General features: G+C 72.0%; 14 protein-coding genes and 1 pseudogene. 6 read left to right on the top strand and 9 right to left on the bottom strand.

The features are described from left to right. Window positions 1–38 precede the first annotated feature (38 nt). Together ACZ4UV_RS32290 and ACZ4UV_RS32285 are read right to left on the bottom strand one after the other, a co-directional pair. Window positions 39–1,646 carry an MFS transporter gene (locus ACZ4UV_RS32290; RefSeq protein WP_467842633.1) on the bottom strand — a complete coding sequence of 536 codons (1,608 nt, stop codon included), beginning with the start codon at window positions 1,644–1,646 and terminating at the stop codon, window positions 39–41. A gap of 406 nt (window positions 1,647–2,052) precedes the next feature. Continuing rightward, window positions 2,053–3,297, bottom strand: a complete 1,245-nt coding sequence (locus ACZ4UV_RS32285; protein WP_451022953.1) for a ThuA domain-containing protein — start codon at window positions 3,295–3,297, stop codon at window positions 2,053–2,055. 185 nt (window positions 3,298–3,482) lie between these two features. Here ACZ4UV_RS32285 and ACZ4UV_RS32280 point away from each other — a divergent pair, with 185 nt between their 5' ends. The 4 genes from ACZ4UV_RS32280 (at window position 3,483) to ACZ4UV_RS32265 (ending at window position 6,205) form a co-directional block, all read left to right on the top strand. Next, window positions 3,483–4,079 (top strand): antibiotic biosynthesis monooxygenase, encoded by a 597-nt coding sequence (locus ACZ4UV_RS32280; protein ID WP_451022954.1) that lies wholly within the window; start codon window positions 3,483–3,485, stop codon window positions 4,077–4,079. Window positions 4,080–4,255: 176 nt separating this feature from the next. Next, complete coding sequence (locus ACZ4UV_RS32275) at window positions 4,256–4,462, top strand: hypothetical protein (protein WP_467842629.1); 207 nt, start codon at window positions 4,256–4,258, stop codon at window positions 4,460–4,462. Continuing rightward, window positions 4,459–5,181, top strand: a complete 723-nt coding sequence (locus ACZ4UV_RS32270) for a hypothetical protein (RefSeq protein ID WP_467842626.1) — start codon at window positions 4,459–4,461, stop codon at window positions 5,179–5,181. The genes ACZ4UV_RS32275 and ACZ4UV_RS32270 overlap by 4 nt, the downstream gene beginning before the upstream one ends. A gap of 79 nt (window positions 5,182–5,260) precedes the next feature. Then, window positions 5,261–6,205, top strand: a complete 945-nt coding sequence (locus ACZ4UV_RS32265) for a D-2-hydroxyacid dehydrogenase family protein (RefSeq protein ID WP_467842624.1) — start codon at window positions 5,261–5,263, stop codon at window positions 6,203–6,205. Window positions 6,206–6,247: 42 nt separating this feature from the next. Here the strand turns inward: ACZ4UV_RS32265 and ACZ4UV_RS32260 are convergent, their stop codons facing one another. The 3 genes from ACZ4UV_RS32260 to ACZ4UV_RS32250 all read right to left on the bottom strand — a co-directional run bounded on the left by ACZ4UV_RS32260 (window position 6,248) and on the right by ACZ4UV_RS32250 (window position 12,122). Beyond that, the gene (locus ACZ4UV_RS32260) at window positions 6,248–7,855 is read right to left on the bottom strand and encodes a serine/threonine-protein kinase (RefSeq protein ID WP_467842621.1); all 1,608 of its coding nucleotides are present in this window, start codon (window positions 7,853–7,855) and stop codon (window positions 6,248–6,250) included. Window positions 7,856–7,898: 43 nt separating this feature from the next. Beyond that, window positions 7,899–9,416, bottom strand: a complete 1,518-nt coding sequence (locus ACZ4UV_RS32255; protein WP_451022564.1) for a hypothetical protein — start codon at window positions 9,414–9,416, stop codon at window positions 7,899–7,901. A gap of 237 nt (window positions 9,417–9,653) precedes the next feature. Next, window positions 9,654–12,122: a SpoIIE family protein phosphatase gene (locus ACZ4UV_RS32250; RefSeq protein ID WP_451022565.1), complete on the bottom strand. Its 2,469-nt coding sequence runs from the start codon at window positions 12,120–12,122 to the stop codon at window positions 9,654–9,656. Window positions 12,123–12,333: 211 nt separating this feature from the next. Here ACZ4UV_RS32250 and ACZ4UV_RS32245 point away from each other — a divergent pair, with 211 nt between their 5' ends. Further along, complete coding sequence (locus ACZ4UV_RS32245) at window positions 12,334–14,418, top strand: SpoIIE family protein phosphatase (RefSeq protein WP_467842619.1); 2,085 nt, start codon at window positions 12,334–12,336, stop codon at window positions 14,416–14,418. Window positions 14,419–14,544: 126 nt separating this feature from the next. Here ACZ4UV_RS32245 and ACZ4UV_RS32240 read toward each other — a convergent pair whose 3' ends face one another. The 3 genes and pseudogenes from ACZ4UV_RS32240 to ACZ4UV_RS32230 form a co-directional block, all read right to left on the bottom strand. Then, the gene (locus ACZ4UV_RS32240; RefSeq protein ID WP_467842617.1) at window positions 14,545–16,203 is read right to left on the bottom strand and encodes a hypothetical protein; all 1,659 of its coding nucleotides are present in this window, start codon (window positions 16,201–16,203) and stop codon (window positions 14,545–14,547) included. 111 nt (window positions 16,204–16,314) lie between these two features. Continuing rightward, window positions 16,315–17,001, bottom strand: a pseudogene (locus tag ACZ4UV_RS32235) (polysaccharide deacetylase family protein); the annotation flags it as partial. Continuing rightward, a complete protein-coding gene (locus ACZ4UV_RS32230) occupies window positions 17,001–17,669 on the bottom strand; it encodes a glycoside hydrolase family 11 protein (RefSeq protein WP_467842614.1) in 669 nt (222 codons plus the stop codon). The pseudogene ACZ4UV_RS32235 and the gene ACZ4UV_RS32230, both read right to left, overlap by 1 nt. Window positions 17,670–18,066: 397 nt before the next feature. On the opposite strand from ACZ4UV_RS32230, the gene ACZ4UV_RS32225 reads away from it, so the two are divergent. After that, window positions 18,067–19,200: a PP2C family protein-serine/threonine phosphatase gene (locus ACZ4UV_RS32225; protein WP_451018557.1), complete on the top strand. Its 1,134-nt coding sequence runs from the start codon at window positions 18,067–18,069 to the stop codon at window positions 19,198–19,200. A gap of 34 nt (window positions 19,201–19,234) precedes the next feature. Here ACZ4UV_RS32225 and amaB read toward each other — a convergent pair whose 3' ends face one another. Further along, window positions 19,235–20,764: an L-piperidine-6-carboxylate dehydrogenase gene (gene amaB / locus ACZ4UV_RS32220; RefSeq protein ID WP_451018554.1), complete on the bottom strand. Its 1,530-nt coding sequence runs from the start codon at window positions 20,762–20,764 to the stop codon at window positions 19,235–19,237. Between the last annotated feature and the right edge of the window lie 21 nt (window positions 20,765–20,785).

Raw genomic sequence — 20,785 nt, 5'->3', positions numbered from 1 at the left:
CGGCCACCGTGCGGTGGCCGACCACTTCGCGCTGTGTCTCAGCCGGCGGCGCCGGCCGGGTGCACCGCCGCCTCCGGCGCCGCCTGCGGGGCGCGCGCCGGGCGGATCCCGATGAGTGCCACGGCGATCACCGCGGCCACCAGCATCCCGATGCCGCCGACGAGGGCGCAGGTGTGCAGGGCGTCGGTGAAGCTCGCACCGTAGGCGGCCTGCGCCTGTCCGGTGCTCGCCGGGGTCTTCAGGTGCAGGAAGGCGCCCGCCTGGATGCCGACGTTGGACACCAGGCCGCTCACCTGGCCCTGGTCGGCGGGGCTCAGCCCGGACGAGGCGAGGTGTCCGGGCAGGGTGGCCAGGGTGCGGTGGGTGAGGATGACACCGAAGACGGCAGGGCCGAGGGCGCTGCCGATCTGGCGGAGCGCGCTGTTGGCCGCGGCGGCGGTGCCCCCGAGCCGGTGCGGCAGGGCGTCCATGGCGATGGTGGTGATCGGCGCCATGGCGAGCGCGATGCCGATGCCGAGGACTCCGATGATCAGGGCGGCCTCGCCGGTGCCGGTGTCGGCCTGGAAGGCGTTCATGAGCAGCGCGCCGATTCCGCCGATGACCAGGCCGGTGACCAGGAGCAGGCCGGGCGTGGCCCGGTTCATCAGCCGCCCGACCAGCGGGCCGAGCACCACCGTGAAGCCGTTGATGGCGATGAGGCGGATGCCGATGTCCAGCGTCGAGGCGTGGTGGACGAGTCCGAAGTACTCGCTCAGCGCGAAGACCAGGCCGACCTGGGCGAACAGGGTGACGGCCATGACGAGTGCGGCTCCGGAGAACGCCGCCGACGTGAACAGGCGCATGTCGAGCATCGGGCACGACGAGCGGAGTTCCACGAGGACGAAGCCGGCCGCGCCGAGGGCCGCGGCCACGAACGCGATCACGACCTGGGCCGAGGACCAGCCGGCGCTGCCGCCCTCGATGACGCCGTAGACGAGGCCGGTGACGGCGACGACGGCCAGCAGCTGGCCCGGGAGGTCCAGGTGGCGCTCGCGCTCGGCGCGGGAGTCGGTGAGGACGACGGCGCCGATCACGGCCGTGACCACGGCGAGGACGAGCGAGGGCAGGAAGATCCACCGCCAGCTCGTGTGCGCCACGATGACGCCGTTGACCACCGGGCCGAGGGTCAGTCCGAGGCCGAGGGCGGCCGTCCACAGGGCTATCGCGCGAGCGCGTTTGCGGGGGTCCGGGATGACGTGGCCGATCAGGGCGAGCGTGGACGGCAGCAGAGCGGCGGTGCCGACGCCGGTGAGGGCCTGGCCCACGCAGACCTGTACGACGCTGCCGGCGGTCAGGCAGACCAGGCAGCCGAGGCAGAACAGCGCCAGCCCGGCGAGGTAGGTCTTCTTACGGCCGTACAGGTCACCCACCATGCCGCAGGTCAGCAGGAGCGCCGCGGTCGGCAGAATGAAGGCGTCGGTGATCCACTGCAGGCCCTCGGTGGAGGCGTCGAGGGCCTGTTGCATGACCGGGAGGGCGACGGAGACACCGACGACGGGCAGGTAGGAGACGAACACCCCGAGGCAGGCCAGCACGATGGTGGCCGTGATGTGCCGGGTGCCGGTGTCGGGCGGCGCGGACGACGGGGACGAGGCAGGAGAAGGCATGGCCACGGGGCACCTCGGAGCAGTGGAGTGACAGGGCGACGTACGGGGGCGGCGCTGGGTGACCTGTCGACTCCCGATCGACGGGTGCACCGCGGCTCTGCCGCCGGGCCGACAGCGGGAGCCGCGTCAGGTCGGTCCCGGCTGCCGTCCGCGCGGCGCCTGCGCGGCGGGTTCGGCCGGAATCTCCGTTGACGTGAGCCACTTCTGTCGGGGCAAGCGCTTCGGACGGTATACCGACGTGCCGCCTGCGGAGATGCCCTTGGACCTGCAACCTAAGGTGAACGGCGCTGACGCCTGCCCCCGGCCCCGCCCTCCGGCTGCCACGGAGTGCCGTTCCCGAGGAACACGTGGGACGCGGGCACGCCGGGTGCCGGCATGCCCGCGTCTCATCGGGGTGACGGGTGGGTCAGGACGGAAGCGTCCAGTTCTGGTTGGCGGCTCCCGAGCAGGACCAGATCTGGAGCCGGGTGCCGTTGGCCGAGCTCGGGCCGGTGGCGTCGAGGCACTTGCCCGACTGCGGGTTGACCAGGGAGCCGTTGGAACCCGCCCGCCAGACCTGCGAGCCCGTGCCGTTGCAGTCGTAAAGCTGCACCTTGGTGCCGTCGGCGGTACCGGCACCGGTCACGTCCATGCACTTGCCGAGGGCGCCGAGGGTACCGGCGCTGCCGACCGTCCAGTTCTGGGCGGTGGTGCCGTTGCAGTCGTAGAGCTGTACGGCGGTGCCGTTGGCGGTGGCCGCGCCCGCGACGTCCACGCACTTGCCGCCGTACCCGTGGATCGGGCCGGTGGTGCTCGTCGGCGGGGTGACCGGACCGGACTGGCCTGCCGCCCACTTGATCTCCTGGAGCAGGAGCTGGTTCTGCCGGTCGCTCGCGAACGTCGACGACAGGGTGGTGTTGGTCGAGTAGTCCATCGCGTTGTGGCCGAAGTTGTTGTAGACCATCTTGTAGTTGCGGTTGGACCAGACGATCGGGTAGTAGCCGCTGTACCAGGTCTGGTCGGGGTCGGTGCCGACCGGGAACGTGGAGGGGGCCATCGAGGCGAGGATGTCGATGGCCGGGTTCTGCCGCAGGTCGTTCTGCCAGCTGTACCACTCGCTCACCGAGGACGTGATGGTGGACGGGAGGTTCGCCGTCGCCGGGTGCGAGGGGTCGTCGATCTGCAGGGTCTCCTGGGTCGGTCCCCAGGAGTTGCTCCTGAAGGTGCCGGTGCCGAGGAAGGTGTTGTGGTACCACGGCCAGTCGCCGGTGTCGTCGTTGTACGCCGAGACGTGGAAGCCGATGAACCCGCCGCCGTTCGCCATGTAGGTCTGGAAGGCGGCCTGCTGGGACGCGGTGTGGGGATAGTCGTCGAGGAACATGACGACCTGGTAGCCGGCCAGGGTGGAGGCGTTGAGCCGGCTCCAGTCCGTGGTCGCGGTGTAGGTGAAGCCGTTCTCCGCGCCGGCCTGCGGGAACCAGCTGTTGGCCTCGTGGTCGAAGCTGATGTGTGCCGCGTCGTACGTGCCGTCGTAGAAGGCGATCACGTTGACGGTGGTGGCGGCGTGGGCGTGGTGGGCGGGGCCGGCCTGGATGCCGAGCACGACGGCGACCAGGGCGAGCAGTCTCAACAGGGTGCGGGGCCGGACGAGGTGCGGGTGGGGGGTGACCATGCGGGGGCCTTCCTCATACGTGACCGTCGGATACATATGCGGGTGAGCCGCATTGAAGGCCCCGGCGCGCGTACATGTCAATGGTGCAGACCAAGTGCGGGCAGCGGGTGGCCGCCGTGTCCGGGCCGGGCCCCGGGGTACTCGGCCGGACGGCGTCACAGTCTCGACGGTGGAAGGAGGCCGCCATGCGCCCCGGCCCGACAGGCACCGACCGGGCGGTGACCGTCGTGGTGACCCGGGTGGTCGCCGCGGGCAAGGAGGAGGAGTTCGCACAGTGGGCCGACGACGTCGACCGGGCCGCCGCCGGTTTCGCCGGTCACCTCGGCGCCGTGCGGCTCCGTGACGGCCAGGGGCTGCACCACCTCGTCTACCGCTTCGACTCCGCCGAGCACCTCGACGCCTGGGAGCGGTCGGACACGCGCAACGAGCTGCTCCGGCGCGGCAACCGGATCTCGGATCCGCGAAGCAGCCGCAGCGCCGACCTGGCGCCCTGGTTCACCCTCCAACGGCGGGACGTCCCGCCCAGGTGGAAGCGCTTCATGACCACGTGGGCGGCCGCCTATCCCTGCCTGCTGACCATCGCCACGCTGCTGAAGCTGCTCTTTCCCGGTCTGCCGCAGTCCGCGGCCCTGGCCGTCAACTCGTTCGTCCTGACCGCCCTGCTCACCTGGGTGATCCAGCCGCGGGTCAACCGCCGGGCACGCCCCTGGCTGCTGCGGGGAGCACACCCGGCACGGACCAGGGGAACGGCACCGCCGTACGACTCCGCGTCCGCGGACTGAGTCCATCGGCCGCGCCGGGACTCCCAGGTGGCTCCCCTCAGCCGGCACAGTGTGCGGTGGGTTCGAGCGGCTGGCCGCAGTATGCCTATGTGAACGCCCGGCGGGGCTCACGGTCACCGGCCGCGGACCGCGAACCGCACGGGATGCCGCGGGTCACCGGGTGCAGGACCATGGTCATGACGGCGCCCCCCCGGCGTTCTCGTGGCCGGTGCGCCCGCCCACCGCCCGACCAACGCCCGCGCACCGCCCCGGCCGTCGAACCGGGCCGGAAGCGGCTGCCGGGCCGGTTCGCCGCCGCCGACGCCGAGCACGCGATCGCCCACGGCAGGCACGCCATCGCGCTCACCCACGCGGACGAGGTGGCTCAGGTGGAGGAGACATGACCGACCTGCTCTCAGAGGTTCTGGAGGCCCACGGCGGCACCGAGCGGTGGGCGCGGCTGACGACCGTGACCGCCACGATCGTCAGTGACGGGGAGCTCTTCGCGGCCAAGGGCCTGCCCCAGGACCTCCAGCCGCGGCGGATGACCGTCAGCCTGCACGACGAACACGCTTCGGTGTGTCCCTTCGGGGCTCCCGGCCGGCGTTCGGACTTCACCCCCGGCCGCATCGCGATCGAACGCGCGGACGGCACGCTCGTGGCCGAACGCCTCGACCCCCGCAAGGCGTTCGCCGGACACACGCTGGAGACTCCCTGGGATCCGCTGGACCGCGCCTACTTCAACGGATACGCCCTGTGGACGTATCTGACCACGCCGTTCTTCACCGTGATGCGCGGCATGCGGGTGGCGGAGGCCGAGCCCTGGGACGAGTCGCCGACCGAGCGGTGGCGCTGTCTGCGGGTCACCTTTCCCGAGGACATCGCCAGCCACAGCACGGTCCAGCACTTCTACTTCGGGGACGACCGCCTGCTCAGGCGCCACGACTACCACGTCGACATCGCCGGGGGCTTCGCGGCCGCGCAGTACGTCCACGACATCCGCGAGGCGGACGGGATCAAGTTCCCCACCAGGCGCCGCGCGTATCGGCGCCGGCCGGACGGACGGCCCGACCACGACCACGTCATGGTCGCCATCGACCTGAGCGACCTCCGTTACGTCTGAACGACGGAGACGGAGGATGGGCAGCGTGCCGAAGACGGCGCCTCCGGCGCGGCTGGGGCCGAGAGCGAGAGGAATGCGGATGCGGATCGCGATCCTGGACGACTATCAGGGCGTGGCGCTGGGGCTGGCGGACTGGGAATCGCTCGGTGCCGACGTGCACGTCTTCTCCGACGCCTTCGGCGGCGAGGACGAGTCCGTGGCGGCGCTCGCCGGCTTCGAGGTGGTCGTGGCCATGCGCGAGCGGACTCCTTTCCCGTCGTCGGTCCTGGGCAGGCTGCCGCGTCTGCAGCTGCTGGTCACCACCGGGCCGGTCAACGCGGCGATCGACGTGGACGCCGCACGCAGGCTGGGGATCACGGTCTGCGGGACGGGGTACTTCTCGTACCCGACGGCCGAACTCACCTGGGGGCTCATCCTGTCCGCGGCGCGGCTGATCCCGCAGCAGGTGGACTCGGTGCGGCGGGGCGGTTGGCAGGAGGGCCTGGGGACGAGTCTTCGGGGCGCCACGCTGGGGGTACTGGGTCTCGGCCGGCTGGGGACTGCGGTGACGGAGGTGGGGCGCGCTTTCGGCATGCGGTGCATCGCCTGGAGCCAGCATCTGACGCCGGCGGACGCGCAGGCGAAAGGGGTGACCTACGTGGCCCGGGACGAGCTGTTCGAGCGCTCCGACGTGCTGAGCGTCCACGTCGTGCTCAGCAAGCGCACCCGGGGTCTGGTCGGGGCGCGCGAACTCGGCCTCATGAAGCCGACGGCGATCCTGGTGAACACCTCACGCGGGCCCGTGGTGGACGAGGCGGCGCTGATCGGGGCGCTGACCGCGGGCCGTATCGCCTCCGCGGCGCTGGACGTCTTCGACCGCGAGCCGCTGCCGCCGGACCACCCGCTGCGTTCCCTGCCGAACGCCGTGGTGACGCCCCACATCGGCTACGTCAGCCGGGACCTGTACGAGGTGTTCTACCGGGACGCGGTCGAGGACATCGCGGCATGGCAGGCCGGAACGCCGGTCAGGACCCTCACGGGGTGAGCCGTCCCGTCTCTTTCCTCACGGTCGCCGGCCGCGAACCTCTCAGCCGTCGTACGGCATCACCTTGACGACCTTGCCCTGGCTGTCCGTCTGGAAGTATCCGGTCTGGCTGTACTTGTTGCTGAGGTAGACGGACATCCCGGCGGGGTCGCCGAAGGCATTGCCCGGCAGGACGACGACCAGGTAGCGGGTGGTCGGATCGGGCACCTTGAGCTGTCTGCGGGCCTGGGTCAGCAGCGAGGGGACCTTGTCCCAGGCGAAGTCGTCGAGGCGGACGGGCCTGTCGTCGCCGCTCAGGGTGCCCGAGATGATGTCCTTCTGCACGCCCTGGCCCGGGCGGTAGGTGTACGAGTCGTATGCGGCGTCGCTGCCCTTCACCATCATGTAGGCGATGACGTACTCGGGGTACACCGTGAGCTTGCCGAAGCGGTCCCGGCCGGTCTGCTTCTCGAAGGCCGCGACGGCGGTGCGGATGCCCTGCGGGGTCAGCAGGTCGGTGCCGGCGGTCTGCCGCGCGGCCGTGGGCGAGGCGGTACTCCCGGCCGAGGACGAGGTCGTGGCGTGCGCGGTGCCGGAGTCCGTGGCCCCGGAGGCCTGGTTGCCCGAGTCCGGCAGCAGCGTCCACGTGAGCGTGCCGGCCACGGCCACCGCGGCCACGGGCAGCAGGAGCAGTGTCCGGCGGCGCCGCGGGGCGGGCCCGGGAGACATGGGCGCCGTGGTCCGCGGCCGCGCGTCCTGCGGCTCGGGTTCCCGCGGTGGCGCGGCCGGCGGTTGCAGCGGGAAGGACGTGGGGGACTCGGTCTGCCGGGCGGCGCGGGCCAGCATCCGCTCCAGTGCGGCGGCGTCGGGGCGGGCGGCCGGGTCGCGGACGAGGACGCGGGTGAGGACGTCGGTGAGGGGCCCGGCCTGGACCGGCGGCGGGACGTCCTCGGCGAGGACCGCGGCGAGCGTGGCGAGGGTCGTGCCGCGGCGCAGCGGATGGTGGCCCTCGACGGCGACGTACAGCATCATCGCGAGCGACCACAGGTCCGCGGCCGGCCCGCCGTCCTTGCCGGAGACGCGTTCCGGTGCCATGTAGTCGGGGGTGCCGATGACCGACCCGGTGGCGGTGAGAGCGGTCGACTCGCGGACGGCGGCGATGCCGAAGTCGGTGAGCACGGGCCGCCCGTCGGGGCGCAGCAGGACGTTGGCCGGTTTCACGTCGCGGTGTTCGATGCCCGCCTCGTGGGCGGCGCGGAGCGCGGCCAGCACCTCGCGGCCGATGCGGGCGGCCTCGACCGGGTTCATCGGGCCCGCGGCGAGGCGGTCGGCCAGCGAGCCGCCGGTCACGAGTTCCATGACGATCCACGGGTAGGTCCCCGGGCCGCCGTCGACGATGTGATGGATCGTCACCACGTTCGGGTGGTCGACCCGGGCCAGCGCACGGGCCTCCCGCAGTACCCGTTCCCGCAGCAGCCGCGCGGCCTCCGGGTCCCACTCGGCGAGCCCGGGGTCGGCCGGCCGCACCTCCTTCACGGCCACGCTGCGCCGCAGCACCAGGTCGGTGGCCCGCCACACCGTGCCCATGCCGCCGCCACCGAGCCGTGCCACCAGCTCGAACCGCCCGTCGACGACCCGTCTCGCGGGGTCGTCCCTGCCCTCGTCGTTCATGCGCGGGAGCTTAGTTGGCCGGTGTGACAGCCTCTCGCCCCGCTCAGTAGGTGGACCCCAGCGTCTGCGTCGTGTACGCGCACTCCGTGTAGACGTAGCCGTAGCGCAGCTTGGCGGTGTCGGAGCCGGGGGTGGCGGTGCTGTCGTTCTTCGGCTTGTGCACGAAGTACGTGGTGCCGGGCGGGAGGCTGATCGTGCGCTGCGGGTAGTTCTTGCCGCTGTCGCTGCACGGCTCCCAGCCGCTGATGAGCGGGCTGGCGAACGAGTACGCCTTGCAACTGCCGCACGCCTTCAGGGTAAAGCTGCCGGTGACCGGGCCCGTGTACAGGACGGTGATGTCGTCGGGGCTGTCGTTCTTGACGGTCACGGAGATGCCGCCGCCGGAGGCCGTGGTGGGCAGCTTCTTCCCGGCGGCCGGGAGGGTCTGGGCGACCTCGGCGCCGATGGCGATCTTGCGGGCACGGGCGCGGTTGCCGTCGTGCGGGCTGTCGGTGACGAACTGCTGCATGGTCTGCTGCGCCTGCTCGTAGTCACCGTCCTGGTACTGCTTGACGCCGCACTGGTACTCCCCCGCCTTCCCGCTGCGGTCGGCCCGGCCGGCGACCTTGACCAGGCCGTCGGCCTCGGCGCCCGACCCGTTCGACAGCTGGACGATCTGCGTGTTCAGCGTGTCCAACTGCTTGACGGCGCCGCAGGGGTCCTTTTCGGAGACCGCCTTCGCCGCCTTCTTCTCGGCGGCGTCCACGGCGGGGACGACCTTGGCGGCCTGGCCGGAGTCGGGGAAGGTGCTCAGCAGGGAGCCGAACCGGGTGACCCAGTCGGTCCCGCCGTCGGCGAGGCCCTTCGCCCCGCACTCGTACAGCGAGGTCGCCAGCCGGTCGTCGGGCCAGTGGGCGAGGGTGCCGAGCTGGTCCTTCGGCATGGAGTCGGGCACCGTCCGCAGGTATTCGAGCGGTTCGACGGCCGAGCAGTAGTCGCGGTGGCTGTAGGCCGCCGCGACCGTCGTGTAGTAGGTCTTCAGGCGATCGGGGACCTGGGCGGCGGCCCGCGAGCCGGAGTGGTGGACGGCGAGGTCGCGGTAGACGGCCAGGGCATCCCGGTAACCCGTCCTGGCGGTGCCGAAATCCTGTCCGGAGGCCGCGCTGACCTGCCGGTCGGCGCGGTCGAGACGGTCGAGGAGGGCGCGTTCGACGGCTTCCTTGTGCGCGCTGTCGTACCAGAGCGCGCCGCCCACCGGGACGGCGAGCAGGACGACGCCCAGCACGAGCGCGACGGGACGACGTCCCGGCCACACCAGGCGGCTGCGCAGGCCGGCGAACCAGCCGTGGACGGCGGCCGCCAGGAGGAGAACGGCGTACAGGACGAGCGCGGTTGCGGGCACGCCGTCGGCGTCCGCGGGCAGGGCCACGAGCAGCAGGACGACGGTGGCCGCCAGACACGCGGCCATCGGGATCCATCTTCGCAGGAGCAGGTAGCCGAGGCCGAGGCCGCTCAGGTTGAGCAGGGCGACGGCGGTGGCGCGCAGGGCGTCCGGCGGGGCGGGCGGCGGAGCCGACGGCATGGGCGGCACGAAGGGGCCCGGATTCGGCAGACCGGGACCCGGAAAGCCTTGGTTCGGGCGACCGTCATTCGGGATGCCGTGGTTCGGCGGTTCCTGGTTCGGTGGTTCCTGGTACGGACCGTACGTGTCCCCGGACATGGCGGCTCCCCCAATTGCTGCCGAATCCCTATGAATTGACAGCGTACGGCCATACGTGCGAATTCGACAGAGCACGGGGACGGTCCGGATGCCTCCCGGTCACGCCTCCGGGATCTCCTGCTCGGCCCAGATGATCTTTCCCTCTCCGGTGTAGCGGGCGCCCCAGCGGTGGGCGAGCTGGGCCACCAGGAAGAGGCCGCGGCCGCCCTCGTCGGTGCTGCGGGCGTGCCGCAGCCGGGGGGCGGTACTGCTGGCGTCGGCGACCTCGCAGATCAGCCGGGCGTCGCGCAACAGCCGTAGCCGGATGGGCGGTTCGGCGTAGCGGATGGCGTTGGTGACCAGTTCGCTGACGATGAGTTCGGTGGTCGTCGCCAGTTCGCCGTAGCCCCATGCGAGCACCTGGCGGACCGCCTCCAAGCGGACGTCGGCGACGGCGGCCGGGTCGTCGGGCACGTCCCAGGAGACGACGTGGCCGGGGCCCAGGGCGTGGGTGCGCGCCAGCAGCAGGGCGATGTCGTCGGGCTGGGGAACGGGGACGAGTTGCTGCACGGCCGACGTGCACAGCGTGGCGAGATCGGCGCCGGGACCGGCCAGGGCACCGCGGAGGCGGGCCATGCCCAGTTCGACGTCCTGGTCGGCGCCTTCGATGAGGCCGTCGGTGTAGAGGCCGAACAGGCTGCCCTCGGCGAGTTCGATCTCGGTGGCCTCGAAGGCCATGCCGCCGAGCCCGAGCGGCGGTCCGGCGGGGATCTCGGGGAAGTGGACGTGCCCGTCGGGTGAGACGACGACCGGCGGCGGGTGTCCGGCGCGGGCCATCGCGCACCGCCGGGTCACCGGGTCGTAGACGGCGTACAGGCAGGTCGCCCCGACGAACGTGTCCGCGCTGCCCTCCAGCACCGCTCCCGCGTTCTCCTCCTCCCCCAGCCGCAGCACGAGGTCGTCGAGGTGGGCGAGGAGTTCGTCCGGGGGCATGTCCATGTCGGCGAGGGTCTGCACGGCGGTACGCAGCCTGCCCATGCTCGCCGCCGCCGTGAGGCCGTGCCCGACCACGTCGCCGACGACCAGCCCGACCCGGGCACCGGAGAGCGGGATCACGTCGAACCAGTCGCCGCCGACGCCGTCCGTCGCGTCGGCCGGCAGGTAGGCGGAGGCCACGTCCAGGGCCGTGCCGCCGGTCAGGGCCTGGGGCAGCAGGCTGCGCTGGAGGGTGACGGCCGCCGTGTGCTCCCTGGTGTAGCGGCGGGCGTTGTCGACGCAGACGGCGGCGCGCGCGACCAGTTCCTGGGCGAGCAGGACGTCGTCGGGTTCGAAGGAGAGCGGGTTGAGCGAGCGGGCGAAGGTGGTGAGGCCCAGGACGGTGTTGCGTGCCCGCATCGGGACCGAGATCAGGGTGTGCAGTCCGAACTCCCGGATGCGGGCGGCCCGCGCGGGCTGTTCGGTGATCCACAGGTGGTCGTCCGGTTCGAGTTCGGGGATGAGGACCGGCTCGCCGTTGACGAGCAGGTCGAAGCCGTGCGGCGGCGGCAGGAAGTCAACCTGGTCGCCGATCCGCGCCACGGCCTCGGGGCTGCCCTCGCGGACCGTCCTCAGCGCGGCGCGCCGCATCACCGCCCGGGCGGGCGCCGGGCCCGCGTCGGGCAGCCAGGTGCCGTGTCCCTCGGTGCTGAGGACGGTCTCCAGGAGATCGACGATGACGAAGTCGGCGAAGCGCGGGACGGCGAAGTCGGCGAGTTCCTGGGCGGTGCGCAGCACGTCGAGGGTGGTGCCGATGCGGGTGCCGGCCTCGTTGACCATCGACAGCAGCTGCCGGGCGTTCCAGCGTTCGGTGACGTCGGAGACCATGTAGCAGACGCCGGTCACCGAGTCGTCGGGGGCGACGAGGGGGAAGAACGACGTCGAGTAGGCGCGCTGCCGGTGCGGATCCGACCAGCTCCAGCCGAGGTACTCATAGTCGGTGACCGGCTCCCGGGTCGCCAGCACCTTGCGCATCAGGCCCTCGATGGTGGTCCCCTGCAGACCGGGCAGCAGTTCGCTCAGCCGGCGGCCCAGACGCTGCTCGCGGGGGACCCCGCCGAACTGCTCCAGGGTGTCGTTCAGCCAGACGTACCGCAGCTCCAGGTCCATCACGGCCATGCCGATCGGCGACCGGGTGAGGAACCCGTCGAGGACGGACTGGCCCACCGTCCACTGCGGGCGCTGCTCCCGCGCCGAGACCAGGAAGCACTCGGCGCCGTCGATCCGGAAGGACGCGGAGACCCGCAGGTCGACGACGACGCTGCGGCCGTCGAGGTGCCGTACCGCGACGAGGCCGCTCCAGCCCATGCCCGAGCGGCAGCGCTCGGCGACGCCGGCGGCACGGGCCGGGTCGACGCGCACGGCGAGCAGCCGCGCGGCGGGGCTGCCCAGCACCGCGTCGGCCGGACGGCCGAGCAGGGCCTCGGCGCCACGGGTCCAGCCGATCACGTCGCCCTCTGCCGACAGCACCGCCGCAGCGTCGCTGGAGGCGTCCAGGAGGTCGTGCGGCCCCGCGGTGGTCGGCACGTCGAAGTCTTCTCGCGGAGAATCCATTGGCTACATCCTGTACGTACCCCAATGTTCCTGCTTGTTCACCCGTTGCGCGCGGCCCTTGACGGCCGCCGTACGGGCGGCTGGACACGGTGCGTGAGACCGGGTGCGGCCGGGTACCCGGCCTGGAGTTGGGGCGGGCCGCGAGCCGGGGGCAGCATGGAAGGGCCGTAGCAGCGGCATCGGCCCGGCGGCCGGTGGAGGTGGTTGAGGGATGGCTGTGGGTTCACTGCGGTCCGGTGACGCCGACGGCTCCGGCGGTGAGGAGTACGGCTCCGGCGGTCCGCGTCCGACCGGTCTGCTGGACGTGCTCAGCGTGGCCGCGGTGGCGCTGGACTCGCAGGGCCGGATCGTGTTCTGGACCCCGCAGGCCGAGGAACTCTTCGGCTACACCTCCGAGGAGGCCCTCTGCAAGAACGCGGCGCGGCTGCTCATGCAGCCGGAGCATCTGAAGGCCGCGGTGAAGGTCTTCACGGACGTGCTGGAGACCGGGCACAGCTGGGCCGGTGCCTTCCCGGTCCGGCACAAGGACGGCAGCAGCCGCCTGATGGAGTTCCGCACCATGCGGCTCCTGGACGACCTCGGCGACGTCTACGCCCTGGGCATCGTCGCCGACCACATCCTGCTCCAGCGGCTGGAGACCGACCTGGCGCTGTGCGAGCGGCTGATCAGCCAGTCCCCGATCGGGCTGGCCCTGCTCGACCCCGATCTGCGCTATCTCCTGGTGAACCCGGCGCTGGAGCGGATCGACGGCGTCCCCGCCGAGGAGCACATCGGCCGGCATCTGCGGGAGACGCTGCCGCTGCCCGACATCGACACCGTGGAGTCGGCGCTGCGCCAGGTCCTCACGACGGGCACGCCGCTGCTCGACCAGTACCACGTGGGCCGTCCGCCGGCGGATCCCCAGCACGAGCACGCCTGGTCGCTGTCGTTCTACCGGCTCGAGGACCACGGTGGCCGGGTCCTGGGTGCCGCGATCTCGGTGGTCGACGTGACCGAACGGCACCGTGCGGCCGCCGAGGCCGACCGGGCCCGGCGCCGCCTCGCCCTGATCGCCGACGCCTCGGTCCGGGTGGGCACCTCGCTGGAGGTGGAGCGCACGGCGCACGAGCTGGCCGAGATCGCCACCCCGGTGCTCGCGGACGTGGTCGCGGTGGACGTGCTGGACGCGGCGCTGGCCCTGCGCCGCTCGCGCCGCCCCGACAACGGCCCGGAGCTGTTCCGGGCCCTCGCCCTCGAAGCCGCCCATCCCACGGTCGCCCTGCAGGCCGCCGACACGCCCGGTGACCTCGCCTCCTACGACGGCGACCGGCTGGTCACGCTGTGCGTGCACACCGCCCGTCCGGTGCTGGTCCCGCGGGTCGGCACGCAGGACCTGCCGCGTATCGCCCGCAGCCCGGAGGCCGGGGTCCTGCTGGAGGAGGCGGGCGTGCACTCGTATCTGGCGGTGCCGCTGATCGCGCACGGCGAGGTGCTCGGCGCCCTGGACCTCAAGCGGACCCGCAATCCGCTCCCCTTCGACGAGGACGACGTCGTCCTCGCCACCGAACTGGCCGGGCGGGCCGCCGTGGCCATCGACAACGCCCGCTGGTTCCAGAGCGTCCGCAACACCGCCCTCACCCTCCAGCGCAGCCTCCTGCCGGACCACCCGCCCGAGCACACCGGCCTGGAACTGGCCTCCCGCTACGAACCGGCGCAGGCGACGAGCGAGGTGGGCGGCGACTGGTACGACGTGATCCCGCTGTCGCAGAACAGGACCGCCCTGGTCGTCGGCGACGTGATGGGCAACGGCATCGACGCGGCCGCCACCATGGGCCGGCTGCGCACCGCCACCTGCGCCTACGCGGACCTGGAGCTGCCCCCGGACGCGGTGCTCCGGCACCTCGACCGGATCACCTGCGATCTGGAGCACTACATCGTCACCTGCCTGTACGCGGTGTACGACCCGCACACCAGGAGCTGCGAGATCGCCAACGCGGGCCACATGCCGCCCGCGCTGGTGCACTCCGACCGGCCGCCGGCCCTCCTGGAACTGCCGGCGGCCGCCCCGCTCGGGGTCGGCGGCATCCCCTTCGAGACGACGACCGTCAGCTTCGACCCGGGTGACCTGCTGGTGCTGTACACCGACGGCCTGGTCGAGACCCGCCGCCACCCCATCGACGACCGCCTCGACGTCCTCCTCGGCTTCCTCGACGAGCCCCACCGCCCCCTGGAAGAAACCTGCGACCTCCTCCTGCACGGCCTGCGCCACCCCGACGACCACGACGACGTGGCACTGCTGGTGGCCCGAGCCCTCTGACAACGCCCCGAAGTACAGCGCGCCCCCAAAGGGGCGCTGGGGGTCCCCCGGCCGAAGGCTGGGGGAGGAACTGCGCGACCAGCCACGACGGCGCCGCGGCCACCCACCGGCCCATCGCGCCGCCTGCTACGCCCCGCAGCACTCCGTCCGACAGAAGCACGACGCCGTGATCGGCACGTCCGCCACAGCCGCCGCCAGCCGCAGCTGCTGGCCCACGATCCGCGCCTCACCCTCCCGGCCGAGCCGCCGGAGGCACTCGTGGAAGCCGTGCAGCGCCCAGACGTTGCCCGGGTGCTGCAACGGCCGGGGCAGGGTGCCGTCGAGGCCGAGGTCGGCACGGTAGACCGCCTCGGCCTCGGCGATGCGACCGCGTTCGAGCAGCAGGGCACCGTAGGCGTGCCGGGTGGGCTGCATCCAGCCCCACGGTTCGTCGTAGGGGAGGTTGTCGTCCAGCTCGACCGAGCGCCGCAGCTCGGTGAAGGCCGTGTCGAAGTCGCCCTTGCGGTAGGCGAGTTCGCCGTCGAGCATGGCGGAGGCGATCGCCAGGATGTCGACGCAGGTGTTGTTGAACAGCATGCGGGTCTCCGGGACGGCGGCGACCGCGTCCCGGAAGCGGGTCCGGTCGGTCTCGGCCTCGGCGATCCGGCCGGTGGCCGCGTGTGCGACACCGCGGGCGTAGTGCAGCATCGCGGTGGTCACGCAGTACAGCCCGGGGTCGGCGGGCAGCGGCAGGCGCAGGATGTCGTCCCAGCGGCCGAAGCGGACCAGGACGTGCACCCGCATCGCCAGGAAACCCTCCAGCCAGTCCGCCATCGGCGGGCTCTGCACCCGCAGCAGCTCCTCCGGTACGGCGGCTTCGAGCCGTTCCGCCGTGGCGAGGGCGTCCTGGAGGCGGCCCAGGAACATCGCGCCGTAGATCCCGAAGTGCAGGTTGTGGCAGCGGTAGAGGGTGTAGAAGTTCATCGCGCCGGCGCGGGCGTGGTACTTCTCGTCGGCGGCGACGGCCGCGGCGTTGTCGGAGACGACGCGCCGATAGTCGCCGCAGAGGACTTCCAGGTGCGAGGGCATGTGCTGGAGGTGCCCGGCGTCGGGCACGAGGTCGCGCAGCCGGTCGGCGACCGGCAGGGCGGTCTCGGGCGTGGGCGACATCTCCATGAGGTGGATGTAGAGGTGCAGCAGTCCGGGGTGGCCGGCGCCGGTCTCGGTCCCGAGGGCCCGCTCCAGCACGGCCTTCGCCTCCTCCGTGCGGGCCCCGTCGGCCGGCCGGCCGCTGCGGATGTCCCAGAGCTGCCAGGGGGTGAGGTTCATGAGGGCGTCGGCGTAGAGGGTCGCGACGTCGAGGTCGTCGGGCGCCAGTTCGTAGGCGGTGCGCAAGCTGTCGGCGTAGGCGGTGTTCCACACCGAGCAGGCGGCGGCGTCCGGGGCAGCGGCCTGCGGGTAGCGGGCGCGCAGCGCCTCGATCAGGGCGCGTTCGACGGGGGTCGCGTGCGCGGCCTTGGCGTGGGCGCGTTCCACGGCGGCGTGCGTCCGCTGCACCGTGTGCGCCAGGTCGTCCGGGTCGAAGAACTCCCAGGGTTTGTTGTAGTTGGGGCCGAGGGCGTAGGCGACGCCCCAGTCGGCCATGGCGCAGTCCGGATCCGCCGCGCCGGCCGCCTCGAAACAGCGGACGGCCTCATCGTGGTTGAAGGCGTAGGTCCAAATCAGCCCCCGGTCGAACCAGGTCTGCGCTGCGGCGGACGACGTCGTCACGCGTCGGCCGTGACCGCCCAGGTCGTAGTAGTCCACGGTGGCGAACCTATCGACGCGAGGCGGGCGGGCGATCCCCGTTCATCCGAAGTCATGAGGGTGGCGCGACGGTTGACGGGCCGCCGCGCCACTGGTGCCAACGCTCTCTCAGGGCGCGACCGCGCGGCCGGTCTGCGGGGAGATCCGCCCCGGGCACAGCCCCTTGGCCGCGAGGGTCTGTGCGATGCGCGGGATCGCGGCCAGGGTGTTGGCCGGCCACTCGTGCATGAGGATGATCTGACCGCCGGCGAGCCGGGAGACGGCCTGCACGATCGCGTCGGTGCTCGCGCCGTTCCAGTCCTGCGAGTCGACGTCCCAGATGATCTCGGTGAGCCCGTACTTGGCCTCGACCGCCCGCACGGTGGCGTTGGTCTCGCCGTACGGCGGCCGGAACAGGACCGGTGTCCCGCCGCCGGCAGCCGCGACGGCCGACTGGGTGCGGGAGATCTCCGAGTCGATCTGCGCCTGGGTCTGCTGGGTCAGGTGCGGGTGGGTGTAGCTGTGGTTGCCGACCCACATGCCCGCGCTGACCTCGGCCTTGACCTGGGCCGGGTAGGCGGCCGCGTACTGGCCCTCGTTGAACATGGTGGCCCGCAGCCCGTTCGCCTTCAGGGCGCTGAGCAGGCCCGGGGTGTGGGCGGTGGACGGTCCGTCGTCGAAGGTGAGGCCGACGTAGCCCGCGCAGGTGGCGGAGTGGGCCGGGGTCGCACCGACGGCGAGGGTGCCCGCGGCGGCCAGCGCGACGGCGGCGGCGGTCGCGACCAGGGGTCGTAAGGAGCGTTCGGCAACGGTGCTCATCACGCCACCGTGATGTTCGAGCTGCCGCTGCTCTGGTAGCCCTCGGTCGCGAGGATCTGGTAGTAGCTGAAGCTGCCGAGGGGCATGCCGGCCCTGGCCCAGGCTTCGAAGTGGTTGCCGGTGGTGATGGTGCCGCCGGTCCGCTTGGACTGACGGACGCTCCAGTACTGGTTGAAGGTCTTGGTGCCCTCGACGGACGGGGCGTTGTACCGCGTCGTCAGGTAGATGTCGTAGGTGCCGCCGTCGCTGGTGACGCTGCCCTTGTACGTTCCGGTGGGCCGGTAGGTGCCCCAGTTGTCGACGATGTAGTACTCGACGAGCGGGTTCGAGGTCCAGCCGTAGAGGGACAGGTAGCCGTTGCCGGAGGGGCTGAAGCTGCCGGAGTAGGTCACGTTGCGGCGGGCACCGGTGCTCCAGCCCTTGCCGCAGACGAAGTTGCCGGTGTTGCGCCAGCTGGTGCTGTAGTTGCCGCCGGAGCCGAGGGTCATGGAGACCGTGCCCTGCGCGTCGGTCCAGAACGAGTAGTAGTAGCCGTTGTTGGTGCCGGTCTGGTTCGTGGTGACGACGGTGGCGGCATGGGCGGTGCCGGGCAGGGCCAGTCCGGCGGCGGCGCCCAGCAGCAGGGCACCGGCGCTCCTGCGGCTCAAGGCGTGGTCGAGCGGGTTCATGGGATGCCTCCTCGTGTGGCCTGTGCGGGTGTGGCCTGGTGGGGAGTTTTGGTCTGGTCATGTCACCTGTCAACAGTTTCGGTACTTATTTCGAAACCTTCGGTCCGACTGGCCGCCTGTTTTCCCAGCTCGTGCACATGACGAGCGAACTGAAGATCGAAATGACCGAGGAGAGGCGGAGATAAGATCCATACGCCGCGTCCACCATTCCCGAATGTTTCGACACTTGGCTCGAATGCTGCTGTCGCGGGCACCGGAACATGCCGCTGGGTGGAGCAATCACCGGCGTGCCGGGCGGCGGGCCGGGAGGCTGGGTGTCTTGTCTAGATTCGTATGCCAGGAGTCCCGGGTGAGGCACGACGGTCCCAACCCACCACTGCCCGCGCCCCCCGCGTGGATGCGCTGGCTACCGGTCCTGTACGTCGCCGTCGTACTGCTGATCGAACCGGTCACCCCGGTGGAGTGGCCGGTGAGTTTCGTACTGATCGCCCTGCCCCTGGTGACCGCCTTCGCGCACCCGCCCGCCGTCGTCGCCGTCGCCACCGCCTTCGGCATCGGCCTCGAACTTTTACTGGCCGGAACCGCCTGCTGTGCCGGGCGCACCGTCGGCTACCTCTGGGAGCGGCACTACGTGGCCGCCTACGCGTGCACGGCCCTGGTGGGCGCCCTGGGCGCGATCCTGGCGGCCCACCGGATCCGCCGGGAACGCACCCTGGCCGACGTCCGGTTCGTGGCCGAGATCGCACAGCGCGTCCTGCTCAGACCGGTCCCGCACCGGATCGGGAACCTGCTGCTGGAGAGCTTCTACCTGTCCGCCGCCGCGGAGGCGCGCATCGGCGGCGACCTCTTCGAGGCGGTCCCCACCGCGTACGGGGTGCGGCTGCTCATCGGGGATGTGCGCGGCAAGGGGCTGCTCGCGGTGGAGACCGCGGCGGCGATGCTGGGCGCCTTCCGCGAGGCCGCGCACGACGAGCCCGACCTGCGCACCCTGGTGGAGCGGGTGGACACCAGCATGACCCGCCGGGCCGACCGGCTGGGCGGGACCGAACTCGGCGAGCGGTTCGTCACCGCCGTCTTCGCCGAGATCCCCGGGGACGAGAGGATCGTACGCATCCTCAACTGCGGCCATCCGCCGCCGCTGCTCATCCGGCCCGGCGAGGTGACCGAACTGGACCGGGGGCGGCCGGGTCCGCCGCTGAACCTCGGCATGCTCGTCGGGGATCCCTACCGCGTCGAGACCTACTCCTTCGGCCCGGGCGACCAACTGCTCCTGTACACGGACGGGGTCACGGAGACCCGGGATCCGTCCGGCACCTTCTACCCGCTGCTCCAGCGGCTCCGTTCATGGGGCCCCATGCCACCCCCGGAGCTGCTGGAGCGGCTCCACCAGGACCTGCTGCACTACAGCCACGACCAGTTGCAGGACGACACGGCCGCGCTCACCGCCTTCCTGCTGCCCGAGGGGGCGGCCGAGGCAGCCGGCGGCCGGGACGACACGGTCACCGGGGAGTTCGGCGAGCCGCTGCCGTGACGCGGGGCGGGAGCTCCGGGCGGGCGGCCCGTGGTCAGAGGAAGCTGACGCCCTGGGCCAGGGTGAGTTCGCCGGAGTAGTTGACCGTGTTGGTGGCGGAGCGCATGTACGCCTTCCAGGCGTCGGAGCCGGACTCCCGGCCCCCGCCGGTGTCCTTCTCGCCGCCGAAGGCGCCGCCGATCTCGGCCCCGGAGGTCCCGATGTTGACGTTGGCGATGCCGCAGTCGGAGCCGGCCGCGGACAGGAAGAGCTCGGCCTCCCGCTGGTCGCGGGTGAAGATGCTGGAGGACAGGCCCTGCGGGACGTCGTTGTGGAGCGCGATCGCCTCGTCGAGGGTGTCGTAGGCGAGGACGTACAGGATCGGCGCGAAGGTCTCCTCCCGTACGACGTCGGTCTGTTCGTCGACGCGGACCAGGACCGGCTCGGTGTAGGCCGCCGTGGGTGCCGCCTCGGCCAGGCGTCGGTTGCCGCCGGCCAGGAGCTTGCCGCCCTCGGCCTGGACGCGGGCGAGGGCGTGCTGCATGCGGTCGAGGGCGCCGGTGGTGATGAGCGGGCCGACCAGGGTCGCGGCGTCGAACGGGTTGCCGACGGTTAGCCTGCCGTAGACGGCGGTCAGGCGCTCGGCGAGGGTGTCGGCGATGTCGCGGTGGACGATGAGCCGGCGCAGTGTGGTGCAGCGCTGCCCCGCCGTGCCGGCCGCGGCGAAGACGATGCTCTGGACGGCGAGGTCGAGGTCGGCGGAGGGGGCGACGATCGCGGCGTTGTTCCCGCCGAGCTCCAGCAGGCTGCGGCCGAAGCGGGCGGCGACGCGCGGGCCGACCGCGCGGCCCATGCGGGTGGAGCCCGTGGCGCTGACGAGGGCCACCCGGGGATCGTCGACGAGCTGCTCGGCGACCGTGCGGTCGCCGAGCAGCAGGCGGTGGACGTCGCGCGGGGCGCCGGTCTCGTCGGCAGCCCGGGCCAGCAGGTGGTGACAGGCCAGAGCGGTGAGCGGGGTGAGTTCCGACGGCTTCCAGACCACGGTGTCGCCGCAGACCAGGGCGACGGCGGTGTTCCAGGACCAGACGGCGACGGGGAAGTTGAAGGCGGAGATGACGCCGACCACGCCGAGCGGATGCCAGGTCTCGGCGAGACGGTGGCCGGGGCGTTCGGAGGCGATGGTACGGCCGTACAGCTGGCGGGACAGGCCGACCGCGAAGTCGCAGATGTCGATCATCTCCTGGACCTCGCCGAGCGCCTCGGAGCGGATCTTGCCCGCCTCGACGGTGACCAGGTCGGCCAGGTCGCTCTTGTGCTCGCGCAGCAGCTCGCCGAGGCGGCGGACCAGGTCACCGCGGCGCGGGGCGGGGGTGGTGCGCCAGGTCAGGAAGGCGGCACGGGCGGCCGACAGGGCCTCTTCGACGTCGAGGGCGGTGGCTGCCCGCAGTCCGAAGAGGTGTTCGCCGGTGACGGGGGTGCGGGCCGCGAGGTCGTCTCCCTCGGCGGCCTGTGCACCGACGTTCCGCAGGCAGGCCCGGGCGCGGGCGCGCAGCTCGTCCGTGGTGGGCAGCGTGGTGCTTTTCATCCTGGTCCTCCGGGGGTGTGA

It is taken from the genome of Streptomyces sp. NPDC028289, from assembly GCF_055565975.1.
The sequence above is the reverse complement of the archived record's forward strand: the minus strand, read 5'-3'. Positions and strand labels throughout refer to the sequence as shown.

What these genes read in the sequence shown, in the direction of transcription:
- ACZ4UV_RS32290 (WP_467842633.1), bottom strand. Translation starts at nt 1,646, where the DNA reads ATGCCTTCTCCTGCCTCGTCCCCGTCGTCCGCGCCGCCCGACACCGGC.
- ACZ4UV_RS32285 (WP_451022953.1), bottom strand. Translation starts at nt 3,297, where the DNA reads ATGGTCACCCCCCACCCGCACCTCGTCCGGCCCCGCACCCTGTTGAGA.
- ACZ4UV_RS32280 (WP_451022954.1), top strand. Translation starts at nt 3,483, where the DNA reads ATGCGCCCCGGCCCGACAGGCACCGACCGGGCGGTGACCGTCGTGGTG.
- ACZ4UV_RS32275 (WP_467842629.1), top strand. Translation starts at nt 4,256, where the DNA reads ATGACGGCGCCCCCCCGGCGTTCTCGTGGCCGGTGCGCCCGCCCACCG.
- ACZ4UV_RS32270 (WP_467842626.1), top strand. Translation starts at nt 4,459, where the DNA reads ATGACCGACCTGCTCTCAGAGGTTCTGGAGGCCCACGGCGGCACCGAG.
- ACZ4UV_RS32265 (WP_467842624.1), top strand. Translation starts at nt 5,261, where the DNA reads ATGCGGATCGCGATCCTGGACGACTATCAGGGCGTGGCGCTGGGGCTG.
- ACZ4UV_RS32260 (WP_467842621.1), bottom strand. Translation starts at nt 7,855, where the DNA reads ATGAACGACGAGGGCAGGGACGACCCCGCGAGACGGGTCGTCGACGGG.
- ACZ4UV_RS32255 (WP_451022564.1), bottom strand. Translation starts at nt 9,416, where the DNA reads ATGCCGTCGGCTCCGCCGCCCGCCCCGCCGGACGCCCTGCGCGCCACC.
- ACZ4UV_RS32250 (WP_451022565.1), bottom strand. Translation starts at nt 12,122, where the DNA reads ATGGATTCTCCGCGAGAAGACTTCGACGTGCCGACCACCGCGGGGCCG.
- ACZ4UV_RS32245 (WP_467842619.1), top strand. Translation starts at nt 12,334, where the DNA reads ATGGCTGTGGGTTCACTGCGGTCCGGTGACGCCGACGGCTCCGGCGGT.
- ACZ4UV_RS32230 (WP_467842614.1), bottom strand. Translation starts at nt 17,669, where the DNA reads ATGAACCCGCTCGACCACGCCTTGAGCCGCAGGAGCGCCGGTGCCCTG.
- ACZ4UV_RS32225 (WP_451018557.1), top strand. Translation starts at nt 18,067, where the DNA reads ATGCGCTGGCTACCGGTCCTGTACGTCGCCGTCGTACTGCTGATCGAA.
- amaB (WP_451018554.1), bottom strand. Translation starts at nt 20,764, where the DNA reads ATGAAAAGCACCACGCTGCCCACCACGGACGAGCTGCGCGCCCGCGCC.